This window comes from Bacillus sp. WC2507, from assembly GCF_052656125.1.
Genome location: NZ_JBQXPN010000001.1, coordinates 3,199,839 through 3,212,991, shown reverse-complemented (window position 1 = coordinate 3,212,991; position 13,153 = coordinate 3,199,839). Strand labels below are relative to the sequence as shown.

General features: G+C 30.4%; 9 protein-coding genes. 3 read left to right on the top strand and 6 right to left on the bottom strand.

All coding sequences use genetic code 11. The annotated features are described in order from the left end of the window. Positions 1 to 156 precede the first annotated feature (156 nt). The 4 genes from ACUN28_RS17155 to ACUN28_RS17140 form a co-directional block, all read right to left on the bottom strand. Positions 157 to 1,284 carry a Ger(x)C family spore germination protein gene (locus ACUN28_RS17155; RefSeq protein WP_016087819.1) on the bottom strand — a complete coding sequence of 376 codons (1,128 nt, stop codon included), beginning with the start codon at positions 1,282 to 1,284 and terminating at the stop codon, positions 157 to 159. Next, positions 1,281 to 2,384, bottom strand: a complete 1,104-nt coding sequence (locus tag ACUN28_RS17150; protein WP_016087818.1) for a GerAB/ArcD/ProY family transporter — start codon at positions 2,382 to 2,384, stop codon at positions 1,281 to 1,283. The genes ACUN28_RS17155 and ACUN28_RS17150 overlap by 4 nt, the downstream gene beginning before the upstream one ends. Further along, positions 2,371 to 3,879, bottom strand: coding sequence for a spore germination protein (locus tag ACUN28_RS17145; RefSeq protein WP_016087817.1), 1,509 nt, complete (start codon positions 3,877 to 3,879; stop codon positions 2,371 to 2,373). The genes ACUN28_RS17150 and ACUN28_RS17145 overlap by 14 nt, the downstream gene beginning before the upstream one ends. Before the next feature lie 848 nt (positions 3,880 to 4,727). After that, on the bottom strand, positions 4,728 to 5,771 hold the full coding sequence (locus ACUN28_RS17140) for a Fic family protein (RefSeq protein ID WP_016087816.1): 1,044 nt from the start codon (positions 5,769 to 5,771) through the stop codon (positions 4,728 to 4,730). Between the two features lie 1,334 nt (positions 5,772 to 7,105). Here ACUN28_RS17140 and ACUN28_RS17135 point away from each other — a divergent pair. After that, positions 7,106 to 8,482, top strand: coding sequence for a lytic polysaccharide monooxygenase (locus ACUN28_RS17135; RefSeq protein ID WP_016087815.1), 1,377 nt, complete (start codon positions 7,106 to 7,108; stop codon positions 8,480 to 8,482). A gap of 175 nt (positions 8,483 to 8,657) precedes the next feature. Here the strand turns inward: ACUN28_RS17135 and ACUN28_RS17130 are convergent, their stop codons facing one another. Together ACUN28_RS17130 and ACUN28_RS17125 are read right to left on the bottom strand one after the other, a co-directional pair. After that, positions 8,658 to 10,073 (bottom strand): phosphatidylinositol-specific phospholipase C, encoded by a 1,416-nt coding sequence (locus tag ACUN28_RS17130; RefSeq protein ID WP_016087814.1) that lies wholly within the window; start codon positions 10,071 to 10,073, stop codon positions 8,658 to 8,660. A 407-nt stretch (positions 10,074 to 10,480) separates the two neighbouring features. Further along, positions 10,481 to 11,050: a hypothetical protein gene (locus ACUN28_RS17125; RefSeq protein WP_000782799.1), complete on the bottom strand. Its 570-nt coding sequence runs from the start codon at positions 11,048 to 11,050 to the stop codon at positions 10,481 to 10,483. 657 nt (positions 11,051 to 11,707) lie between these two features. On the opposite strand from ACUN28_RS17125, the gene ACUN28_RS17120 reads away from it, so the two are divergent. Together ACUN28_RS17120 and ACUN28_RS17115 are read left to right on the top strand one after the other, a co-directional pair. Continuing rightward, positions 11,708 to 12,550: a metallophosphoesterase gene (locus ACUN28_RS17120; RefSeq protein ID WP_016087812.1), complete on the top strand. Its 843-nt coding sequence runs from the start codon at positions 11,708 to 11,710 to the stop codon at positions 12,548 to 12,550. Positions 12,551 to 12,762: 212 nt separating this feature from the next. Continuing rightward, positions 12,763 to 13,014 (top strand): hypothetical protein, encoded by a 252-nt coding sequence (locus ACUN28_RS17115; protein ID WP_000548621.1) that lies wholly within the window; start codon positions 12,763 to 12,765, stop codon positions 13,012 to 13,014. Positions 13,015 to 13,153 lie beyond the last annotated feature (139 nt).

The following is a 13,153-nucleotide window of genomic DNA, read 5'->3' as shown; positions in this document are numbered from 1 at the left end:
CTTAAATTAGAAACTTGTACTTGATTACCGTAGTTGAATTGTTGCCCTTTTAAAAGAACCGAAAAATTTTTCTTTGAGTTAGCGTCTTTTACATAATAATTATTGAGGAAAGGAAATTCGACTGAGAAAAGCTGTCAAATAAAAGAATAGGCTAATCTAATTTCTAATGGTCCCAGTATCTTTTATTTTGACGTGTGTCTTTACATTTATTTTAGCCTCTGCTAACGCTTGCAACCAATCTCCTTTTACTTTTTTCCACTCATTATATTGAAAGGCTCTAGCATATAGGGATAATCCGATTGGATCAATTTTGTTCTGCTGTATTTCATTTATTATATTTTGTAAATTATTATTAATTTCTTTTTGAATAGTCCTTTTTAAACTATTTATATTTTTTTTATTATCATAGTGACCCTTAATTAAATTCGCATTGGTTTTTTCTATTAAAGCTACATTAGCATATATATCGAGATCAAATACAAATTTTCCGTTTTGAAAATTAACATCTACCTTTCTTGTCGCGTTCTGTACGAAGATAGAAGTGTTTATTTTTTTGTTGGACTTTTTAGGGGGAAGCGCAAGGTGTAGTATCATTCGCCCGCTACTTTTTTGCTTATTTATAAGATTGAAAAATTTAACATCTTTTTTAGGAATTTGAGTTAAATATTTCCCTTTTCGATTTAAAAATGCAATTCCTACTGTGTCGATTTCATTCTTTGTTTTTTTGATAATTGGAACAGTTTGCGTCATTCCTTCTTCATTTTGTTCTCTCATTAATTGTTGAATTGTAGAAGAGACGGATTGGTTATTTTGAATTGACGATTCGATTACACCATTTATATAAGATGAAAGTGATGGTTTACTAGGCTTCTGAATTTTAAAAACTTCTTCTGCAGGTCCATCTACAAGTACTACTTTAGCATTAATGGTAGCGTAAGGATCACGGTAAGAAGAATCAAGCTCCTGCAACCAATTTGCTTCTTGCGCTAATTTTTTCCCAATTAAAATGATTTCAGCCTTGGAAGCTGTCATAAAGCCCGTTAACTTCGTATCTATCTTACTGAATCCAGTATATACAGTTGATGCTTGTGTCCAATGTTCTATAGTACTTTTGGGCTGTTTATGATGAAAGAGTGGTATACTTGTTCCAACTTTTATGTCTCCATTAGGGGTTCTATCCAAGCCAATTAACAGTATTAATGAAACCTTCTCAAGAGGAATTCTTTGACTGCAACCAATTATATATATACAACAAATCACAATCCATATCCATTTTCGAATCAAAGTTGTTTCCTCCTAGTAATCCAAGTGAAAAGAATACTGTAAGCGAAAAATAAAATTGGTAATAGAATAAAGAAAACGACATTTAAGATGTCCATAAGAGAATATATAAACAAATATTGATCCACATCGGGATTTAGGAAAATAAATAGGCCAACTATAAATAACATAAAAGCAAGCAGCGCCCAATTGCGGGCGTTTTTTTGAAGTGAAATGGTCACAGATTCAAAACTGAAAAATAAATACGGATATATCGTAGTAGAGAATACAATTAAATAGTAAGCGATATATATAATTTCTAATCGTTCTATGAAAGAAAAACGAACTCCTTTTAACAGATGAAATACTGGCCAGATTACGTCTTTTATCCCCTCTGGACTAAAGTATATATAAGAAAGAATAGTCACATATAGATAGAAAAACATGGTTCCGGTATTCGCAATTAGTAGTCCTTTTATGGCTTTTTGTTTTTTTTGTAAAAACGGGTATATATAATATGCAAGTTCTAAGCCAGCATAAGGAGTGATGGTTTCTTTTGTTGCCTTTACAATAGGGTATAATCCATCTTTAACAATAGGTAGTAGGTGTAAAGGGTTGTAGTTAGTCTGTAGTGAAAAAAGAAGAAATAGTGGCATCCAAGTAGTGAAGAAGAAAACAAGCATAGAATAACTAGTAAGAGCCCTTAACCCACTCAGGGCTAAAATAATAAAAGGCAATAGTAATAATATGGTGATTTGATAAGCAGGAGTGGAAGGGAATATCCACACTTTTACAATATCGGTTGCCTTTAATAAAGTATTAAAGCCAGCAAAGAATAGATAAAAGGCATATAAAAGAAAAAGAATTGTCCCTATCCATTTACCAAAGTATGTTTTTAAGATTTGTGAGAAATTTTTGTTAGGGTTTTTTTGTAACATTAATATAATAAATACGCCGATTATAGAAGTAGTTATCCATCCAAGTATGATAGAAATCCAGCCATCTGTGCCAGCCGTAGTAGCAAGTGGGCTTGGCATAATTAACATACCTGATGCAAGTTGCAGTGAATGAATGAAAATAATAAATTCGAATAAAGTTATGTTTTGGAATTTAAGATTCCCCATGCGAACCACCTTCTTTTTTCTTTTTTTGTTTCGGCTGTCCTGTACTCGAGCGGGTGGTAATCATAGAAATAGGAAATCTTACAAAAGAATCTTTTAATTCATTGAGTCGAAAGGGCGCGATTGGCAATCCGTATGGTGAGCCATAGGAAGTTAATGAAACAAAATGAGCAAATAAGAGCATTAATCCACTAACAATCCCTACAATCCCATAAAAGTATGCCAATAACATCATTGGAAAACGAATAAGGCGTATAGAACTTGATAAATCATAATTAGAAACAATAAATGATGCAATGGCTGTAATAGATACGATAATAACCATAACGTTACTTACAAGACCAGCTTGAACAGCCGCCTGTCCAATTACAATCCCTCCAACAATTCCTATGGTTTGTCCAATGGGTTGTGGTAAGCGAATGCCAGCTTCACGTAGCATTTCTAGTGTAATTTCCATTATAAAAGCTTCCAATAAGGGGGAGAAAGGGACTTTGACTCTTGATGTTGCAATAGAAGTGTATAAGTCTATAGGAATGATTTCAAAGTGAAAAGAGACTATAGCAATATAAAATGCCGGTAAAAAAATAGCTATAATAAATCCTGCAAATCGTAATAAGCGAAAAAATGATGCAATGAGCCAATGGATATTATAATCATCTGGAGTTTGAAAAAATCCAATTAAATTCATTGGAACAATCATTGCACCAGGGGATCTATCCATTAACACTGCTACTTTCCCATCAAGAATATGATTTGAAATTGCATCTGGGCGTTCGCTTAAATAAGCTTGTGGAAAAGGAGTCCAATTTTGATCTTTTGTATAATTAGATAGTTCTCCAATGCTCAATACCGCATCCGTATTAATTCTACAGATTCTAGTTTCTATTTCTTGGACTACATCTGCGTTTGCTACATCACCTAAGTAAATTAAATAGACTACTGAAGTTGCTCGTTCGCCAATTGTCAGCTTTTTGATCTTTAACTCTGTTGAAGGAAGATATCGACGAATTAAGCCTATATTTTTTGTGGCATTCTCAATAAATCCATCATGTGAGCCTTTAATAGTAACTTCTGAGATGGGTTCTTGAATTGCTCTTTCTGCCCAGCCTTTTGTATTTATTAGAAGTGAGCGCTTTTCTCCTTCCATAAATAGAACACATTGACCCTCAAGTAATCCTTCTTTAATGTCATTCCATGTATATACTATTTTGGTATGAGTAGCAATAATATTAGAATTAAATATTTGGCTGTCCTCATTTACTTTTTGTAATAATGGTGTAACAACATTGCCTTTTAAAGCGACACCATCTGTAAGGCCTTCAAAATAATATAGTAAAATATTCGTGTTTGTTTTTAATTGCAAAGGATGTTCGATTAAATCTGCACTAATATCAAAGATATTATCTAATGTATTTTTAAGCTCTTCTAAGTTACTTGTTTGGATCTTTTCAATGTTTTTATCTGATTTAATTTCTAAGGTCTCTTCATTTAAGGACAAAATTGACACCTCTTTAATATATAACGATTAGTTGTATTTATTATTTTTATATGATGGAATTTTATTCACAAATTTAAACAAATTGGGAATGGAAGTTAATAATTAAGAGCAAAAAAGTAGAGGTAATTTGTGTGAAAATATAAGTATCAAGATAGAATTTGAATGATTATACAAAAAAGAGCCCTGGATAGGCTCTTTTTCATAGTTGGTAAATATGTAGTCAACAATAGAGGGAAATTAAGGTAGTAATTTAGATGTCTTTAAGTTAATCAGCTGAATTTTGTAGGAAGAATTCTTTTTTATACTTTAATGCTCGATTAAAAAGGACATTACATTTATTTGGGTGTTCTAGTGTATTTGAACTTTGCATGCTAACAATTTTTGTTTAGGGACAAAATGTTTTTTCTGAATTGACAGAAATATTAAAGCGCAAAATTCCTATTGATTATTTTGGTAGGTATCAAATATTTCTTTGGCCTTATTTTCTTGATGTTACCGTACGTTTATATGTTTCTATGGGAAAGAAATATTTTCATTTTTATAACCCTCTATTGTTTGATTAAGATAGTAACATGAAAATGAAACGTTTACAACCAGAAAATAAAGAAAAAATAGTAAAATGCGACTTTTTTCGACAACTTTTTTTGTGTTTATATAATATTTTTATAGGAAAAGGTGGAGGGAAACGTACCTTTTCCTATAAATTTTTTGTAGGAATTAGAAATAACTAAAGTAGCAATAATAGCCTAAAATTAAAATGAAATTCAATGAATTTGAACCTAAAGTCATGAAAACTATTGATAACGTTACCATTGAATTTTTGAACTGTAAGAGTTTTAAAAGTATAGTCAAACTTTAGTCCATTTTGCGTTTCTTCCTTTTGAAACTAGCTTAATATGCCCAAATAATTGCAATGAATTTAAAGCCTTACTGATTGTACTCTCTGCAATGTCTGGATAAGTGTTACGAATACTTTCCTTAGTAAAGGGTTGTTTTTGTTTAAGTATAAAATCCTGGATTCTCTCAACTTTAGTATGTTTACATATAGAATCTAGAACTGTGTTATGAAGATCTTTGTAAGCCTCTAATATAATTGTTAAAAACGTTTTTAACCAAAAGCTATTATTATGTTCCTCGCAGTACCAATTCACCGAAGATTTATAAATCGAATTGTAATAATCAGATTCATGTTTCTTAATATATTTATCCAAACATACATATTTTACAAATGTATGTCCACTCTTAATTAACAGCAATTGCATTAACATAAATGCCAGCCTGTTATTACCTTGATTGAAAGGGACTATGCAATAAAAATTTAATATAAAACGAGCTATTAATAAAAGTGAATGTAGCCCCTTACTAGTATTTAATGAGTTGTATTGATCACATAATTGCTCCATAAACTGTGGAATAAGTTCATGCGGAAGAATGCGGTAACTATTCAAGTGCATTCCATGTTCTGGAATTCCTGGAATAATAAAAGGTTTTTCACGCCATTTGGCACTGTCCGAGGTAATGTAATGTATTAGTTGAAAATGCAATTCCTGTATAGTTGCTGGATTAATTAATAAAGTACAGGAGTTTTTATGTACAAAAGAAAGTGTTTGATAATAACAAAAAATAGCATCTTCTGAAATATTTTGAGGTACTATATCATCTAAAATAAGCTCTTTTAATCTTTTATTAGGAACTTTTACATCTTCATAAATAGTTGTGAAATTTTTTATGTAATGTAGTGGTATAGTTTTTTCTAAATTATTAAATATGTCAGGGTTTTGTTCCTGATAAGCAGCTAATTTTCCTTTGAACTCGCTAATGTCACTTATTAAATTTATTAACCTCCTTTTTAATTCAATATTTTTATACTTATCATCAAAAAAGTCTCTCATTTTTGTTCCCCCTGTAACCCCTTAACACGTTGTTGCATGTATCTTTCCATTCTAAAGGTATTCCACGACATCATTGTAAAATAACGACATTTTTGTTCTGATTTTGATCGTGTTTCAGAATCTATATTTTTATTTGGTATTTAAAATATAGAAATTATAAAGAAGAATCGTTAGGATTCAATTTTAATAGGCATAATCCTAACATCAAATGTACAAATGTACAATAAAAAAATAAAAAAATAAAAAATATAAAACTATCGACTCTTTTGAAAGATAATAAATTAATTGTAGGTATAAATGTGTTTTAGTTTAAGAGTAAATATTGAAGTGGTAATAAAATTTTCATAGTTGAAAAAATAGATAAGTAATTAATTTGTGACAGTTACGTGCCTAATCAATTCATTTGCAATGATGAGAATTCCACAATTAAATCCTAACGAGCCTAAATTTCTATATTTAGCCTAAAGATTAGGGGGCTATATTGATGAAATGTATCATTAAATATAGAAATATGTAACGTTTAACACTTGTGTTGTAAAATATATTGACATAAGTTAATTTAAATACTAGGTACAGGAGCATTTAATAACAATTCAGTAAAGTACCCTTTAAACGTTTCACCCTAAAAACGTTTATATTTATAATAATTGCAAGCGCACTGAAGTTTTTTTGTTTGTTCCTGTACCTTATTAGGTAAAAATAATATAATAAATTGATAAAACGTTATGGAATAAATAATAAATTAGGTTTTCAATTCCTTTCTTTTACATTATCAATCTCTAGATGATTTGTTTAAAATAAGGATTTACAGGGTAGAAGATGACTATTCACCAGTACTATAAAGTTAAGTTGGATATCTTATGGTATCTTATAGGAAGAAATATAAGATTAAAAGGATTTGTGTACATTCACCATGTGAATATAAGTAAATTATTTATTGTGCTTTTTAAGGTTTAGAAAATATGTGTGAATTTAGCTTTGGAAATGACTTATTTGCAAGTTATATAATAGAAATGTGAAGTCTGGAAGAAACTGATATTATCAGTTCCTTCCAGACTTTTTTACTTTAAAAGTGTATTTTTTCTAAATAAGGTATAATTCCTTAAATTAATATTTGAATTTTTTGTGAAATTAAGTGAGGTTTTCATTCCTCTATTAATACATAATGTTACAAAATAGAGTTATTGTATTTATTTTATTTTTATATGAGATTAAAAATAATAATAAATGTAACAATGTATGAGTGATATTAGTATATTTACTAGTAATTTGTTCGTTTATCTTTATATTGCTATTATATTAGCGATAACAATAATATATTGGGGGGGACAAGAATGAATTTGAAATTTACATCTAAATTTGAAAGATTAAGAAAAAGTAAAAAAGGAATTGGTGCTTGTGTTTTAGCTGCAGGGATGACGGCTATTACAATGATTCCTCAAAGTGCGTATGCACATGGATTTGTTGAAAAACCAAGCAGTCGTGCTGCTTTATGTAGTCAGAATTATGGAGCATTGAATTTGAATTGTGGAAATATAATGTACGAGCCTCAAAGCCTAGAAGCACCTAAAGGATTCCCAGATGGTGGACCGATTGATGGGAAAATCGCTTCGGCAGGAGGACTATTTGGAGGAATTCTTGACCAACAAACATCAAATCGCTGGTTTAAAAATACGATTATGGGTGGAGCAAATACATTTACATGGAAATATACAGCTGCACATTCTACAAGTAAATGGCATTATTACATTACAAAAAAGGGATGGGATCCTAATAAGCCATTAACACGTGCTGACTTAGAACCAATTGGAACTGTGAAACATGACGGTTCGGCCGCATCAAATAATTTAACACATACAATTAATGTACCAACTAATCGCAATGGTTATCATGTTATTTTAGCTGTATGGGATGTAGCAGATACGTCAAATGCGTTTTATAATGTAATTGATGTAAATCTAGTAAATAATGAAACTCCCGATACAGTAGCTCCAAGTCAACCAACTGGATTAAATGCGTCTAAAGTTGTTGCCAATAGTGTTACACTAACATGGAAGGCCTCTACGGATAATATAGGTGTAAAAGAGTATCAAGTGTTACGCAATGGAGAATTAATTGATACGGTACCAGGTACAACATTTATTGATAAAAAGCTAAAAGCAAATACGGAATATACCTATACAATAAAGGCATTAGACTCTGCTGGAAACATATCAAAAGAAAGTGAAAAACTAAAAGTTAAGACAACAAATGAAACTCCAGATACAGAAGCTCCGACTCAACCGAAAGGATTACATAGTATGAGTAAAACAGCGACAACTGTTGATTTGATGTGGAGTCCGTCTGAAGATAATGTAGGTGTAGACCATTATATTGTATATAGAGAAAGCGCTGGAGTTATGAATAAAATTGGGACAACGGCTAATACATCCTTTATGGATAAAGAATTGAAGGCTAATACATCGTATAAATATGTAGTAACGGCGGTTGATTTAGCTGGAAATGAATCTAGTAGAAGTGATGTTTTGAGTGTAACAACAAAGGCAGAGGATTCCACATATGAAAAATGGGATGCGAGAAAAGCATATACTAAAGGTGATAGAGTAGTACATGAGGGAAAAGTGTATGAAGCAGTTCAAGATTATCAAGGCAATGGTGACACAAATTGGATTTTTGCTCTATCGCTTTGGAAGGCAGTTTTGAATAAATGATAATCAGGAAAATGTAGTTAACATTTTTGGGTTTTTCTTTGAAAATAAAGGGTGTTCGAAAAATAAATTCTCTAATGGTTTAAATGATGTACTAATACATTTAATCCCCATCTAATGTTTACAAAATGAAATTAATAAAAAATCCCAATGGTATTCCATTGGGATTTTTTATTTTCTAATTTGTAATAGCGTATATTTTCACAGTGAATTTGTTAGTGGCACCAATGGGACTTGCGATATAATATTTAGTATTTGTGTAAGCTTCAGTCCTAGATCCATGTGAAATATTTTTCCAACGAATAGAATCGATACCTAGGGAAACATCAATCATTACATTGAAAGAGATAGTAGAAGGATGATCTTTTTCTGAAGGTTCAATAACCCATTTTAATTCTTTGGTACCTACAGGTAAACTATCAATTTTAAAGTTTTGACTGGATCGATTTTTTTGTCCGGATAAAGGGCTAGATTCGGATGGAATTTGCGAAATTAATATCTCTTTTTCATTTGAATGTACACCATTTAATTTAATGATACTATCAATTAAACCTGGTCCAGGAAAATCAGCTGCGATAATACCAGAATGTTTAATTCCACCTTGTTGTAAGAGTTCGGTCCCAAGTGTATTCATCCCACCATAATATACTTGCCCATTTCTATCGCGGGGAAAATCACCCCACGCATTAGTGGAATTCGTTTGAATTAACTTAGGGTTACTATCAGTATTTCTATTCTCTTTTCCGCTAGCAACAAACCAAGGATATACATTATTTAAAAATGCGGCTGCACCACCCGTACCACTAAAATGGTTAAGATATATTTTTCCATTATTAAAGTTAGTATTTGCACTTTGTAGATGAATTTTTATCGCATTCCATTTTTCATATATTTCGTTTGGTCCGCTTCCAATTTCAAATTTATCTTGTATATTCAAACTATCGTAATCAATACCGTACAATTGAGAGGATGTAAAGTTTTGTAAGACTACAATTTTACCTCGGATATCTCCTAAAGTAGGGTTGTTTTTGTCTATAGTTGGTACGGAATTAGGATCCCAAAAATATGAAGCATTAACGTTTTTATATTTTAAAAATATCTCCTCAAATGATGGAGATCCACTTTCAGGTGTAGTTTCTTCTTTTAAGCGCATTAAAATTGTTTCTGTCGGATAATCTTTTAAAAATTGAATTGCGTCTTTTAATACATCTTCAAACACTGCTTTTTGATTTACAATGCCATGGTACATTGCAAAAGAATCCTTTACACGTTTAACGCGCATATCTACATATCGAATTCCAGAATTTAATTGTTGGGGTAGACTCATAGTTTGATTTCTTGTCAAATTTTCATCAAGAAAACTTGCTCCATGTAAAGCCAGTGTACCATGAGTTCCTGGAATAGATATTTCACTTAATTTTGTTGAATCAGCTACTTCTGACATCCATGATGGATTCTGATATCCTATATTGGGTTCATAAGAATAACCTGGATGACTATCAGCTAAAATAGTAGATGGTGCACTTAAAATTGCTAGTGTAAAATAAGTGAGGATACTAATTTTAAAGAAATTTTTCATTTTTATTTTGTTCATTATATCTCTCCTGACTTTTAAACAATAGCTATAATAAGATGGTTTTTTACTATATTTATTGTTTTTTATTCCTAATGTAATGAATTTTTGTAATTAAAAAGAGGTAGTGAGCTAACTTAAGATATTATTAGTTTATTGTAATAATTTATATCTAATAGCCAAACGGATTTTTAAAAAATTGAAGCATAGATAGGTAAAAATAAGCTTTTTGCTGTATTGTATACAAACAAAACAGAAGCCTTAAAAAGACTTCTATCTTGTGACATATTATGAATGATAAGGTGGTTAACAAATTAAGATAATGTGAGTGAGCGGTAAAAATCTATTTATAGCTGTTTCAGGAATTTCTTATAACAAGGCTATTTAGGAAAAGTGGTCCCTACAATGCTAATAAAAATTAAAACATTTTACTCATTAAAACTTAGACTAACTACAGTTGCGATAGATTGGGCTGCATGTTCCCAGCTTCCATCTATAACTTTACCAATCTGCTGACCAAGTGTATTTAAATCATTTGGATTAACTGGAATTCCATTATACGCAGCAAGAATTGATAAAAGTGGAGCAGCAAATGGTGTCCAACCACCTCTATCAATATTAAATACAGGCTTATCTACTACTTTTCCATCTTGCACAGTAAACTCATAATAAAATTGATCATCTGGACGGAAACTTAAATGATGAGAAATTTGTCCCTTAACATATTTTTTTCCTCCACCTAGATTTACTACTTCTATTTCTTTTACGTTAAATTCATGCTCAAATACTTTTATTTTTTTGATTTCTGGACCATTTAAGGCAGCATTAACAGCTGTTTCTAAATTATTTTGTGCTAATGGTTGAATACCCATTTGAGCCTCTTTTTGTTGGATAGGAGCCTCTTTTTCTGCAGCAAACACTGATGTAGTTGGTAGTGCACCTGTAGCTAATGTAGCTGCAAGTGCTGTTGTCATCATGATTTTTCTTTTCATCTTCATAGTTTTTCTTCCTCTCTTAAAGTTTTGATATATAATCTTTTAAAAACTGACATTGCGCAATATTTTATTTCATAATGCACGCAAAAAACTAGTTTAAGAATTATGTGAAATTATGTCAGGGAATTAAAATTAATTATATATTCATTCACAATGATATCTATCTACACTTATTTTTTCAATTTTCCGACTAATAACATAATAATGACTTTTCATAAGGTAATTTAGTGTTTCAATTCTCTCTATGTACGTTTTAAACAAATTAAAATCATAGTGGTAATAATATATTTGTAAGCAAATATATTATATACTTCGAGAAAAATACACAATTTTTTTATAAAAAACTATAGGAATTATCATTATATCGTTATTAAACTAAGTAAGATAAATGATAATATGATGAAGAGCTTCCAGTGATTTGTTATAAGTCCACTAGAAAATGAGCATGATATCATACAATTATGCAGGTCACCTAGGATATTAAAGCTACACTTTATAGCAGTTAATACGAATGAGATTGGAAAATAGCAGTAAGTGTTTATTAGAGAAATACTATGAAAAATACTTCAAATCACTTAAAAAGTTTCAGTTATTCTGAATTCGAAGGGCGCGGAATGTTTATTGAGCATTGTAGTACTGATCAAGATTTTAGGAGGAAAAATGAAAAAGAAGACTAAAAGAATCATATTAGTTATTGGTATTTTAGTAAGTTTTAGTATCTTTTTATATGTACAGAACAATTTAATTAGTATAACTGAGGTTAAAATAACATCTAATAAAATCCCCTCTTCTTTTAAAGGTTTTAAAATTCTACAAATTTCAGATTTACATAATAAAAAATTTGGCGACAGTCAAGAAACTTTAATTCAAAAAGTAAAAATCATAAATCCAGATATTATTGCTATTACGGGTGATCTAATTGACAGTAAATCATACGATCCGGAAGTTAGTATGGAACTAATCCGAGAACTTGTAAAGAAGTATCCTGTCTATTTTGTGACAGGAAACCATGAAAAATGGTCAGGAAAATATAATGATTTAGAGAAAGAATTAAAGAAACATCATGTTACTATTTTAAGAAATGAACATGTAAGTATTCAAAAATGGGAACAAAAAATAAATTTACTTGGTATTGATGATCCGGAATTTGTTACTGGAAACCGTGATGAAGGAAATGTTGTAAAAGATGAAATTATAAAAGCGAAATTTGAAATGCAGCCGGATACATATAATGTATTACTATCCCATAGGCCTGAATTTTTAACAGAGTATGCTGATGAGCAAATAGAAATAGTTTTATCAGGACACGCTCATGGTGGACAATTTAGGTTACCATTTATCGGAGGATTAGTTGCTCCGAATCAAGGTATATTCCCTACATATACAGCCGGTTTATATGAAAAACAAAATACGTCTATGGTAGTGAGTAGAGGATTAGGCAATAGTATCATTCTGCAAAGAATTTTTAATAGGCCAGAACTTGTAGTCGTGCAGTTAAATTGAACTGTACGATTTTTGTATAGAAAAAAGAAATAGGCCGTATGCAATTTATACTAGTTAACATTACAATTTTGTTAAAAATTTTCTACGTTACATAAAGTAACAAATTTTGACCCGAAGAGTTTGTTATAGTGTAAATAATCAAAAAACTTAAAAATTAATCGAGTAAAAAGTGTGATAAGTAATTCATGTAAAAAACTTAAAGGGGTGTACACATGCATAAAGAATATGAAATTGAAGAGTATACGGCGATTGAGGAACAAATACATTATTATTGCAAATGTTTATTAGTAAGTCATCCAGATCAAATTATAAAGTATTTAGAAAAAAGGTTAGAAAAATACGCAGAAACATTACAATATGCACATTTATATCCTGACACAGTTATTTTACCGTTACAGCAATTAGTTATCGAATATTCTTTAGATGTTGCTAGAATTAGGAAATATATGAACTTAAAAACGTAAAATGAAATATATAATTTAAATGAAACAGAGTCGACTTTAAGAAATGATATTCTAATGTCGACTCTGTTTCATTGTTTAAAATTATTGATGAAAAATACATACTAATCAATGAGGTTTGACATATAATTACCCAAGAGTA

Excerpts from the sequence above, each read along its gene's own strand:
- ACUN28_RS17130 (WP_016087814.1), bottom strand. The coding sequence starts at position 10,073 with ATGAACAAAATAAAAATGAAAAATTTCTTTAAAATTAGTATCCTCACT.
- ACUN28_RS17120 (WP_016087812.1), top strand. The coding sequence starts at position 11,708 with ATGAAAAAGAAGACTAAAAGAATCATATTAGTTATTGGTATTTTAGTA.
- ACUN28_RS17115 (WP_000548621.1), top strand. The coding sequence starts at position 12,763 with ATGCATAAAGAATATGAAATTGAAGAGTATACGGCGATTGAGGAACAA.
- ACUN28_RS17125 (WP_000782799.1), bottom strand. The coding sequence starts at position 11,050 with ATGAAGATGAAAAGAAAAATCATGATGACAACAGCACTTGCAGCTACA.
- ACUN28_RS17150 (WP_016087818.1), bottom strand. The coding sequence starts at position 2,384 with ATGGGGAATCTTAAATTCCAAAACATAACTTTATTCGAATTTATTATT.
- ACUN28_RS17140 (WP_016087816.1), bottom strand. The coding sequence starts at position 5,771 with ATGAGAGACTTTTTTGATGATAAGTATAAAAATATTGAATTAAAAAGG.
- ACUN28_RS17135 (WP_016087815.1), top strand. The coding sequence starts at position 7,106 with ATGAATTTGAAATTTACATCTAAATTTGAAAGATTAAGAAAAAGTAAA.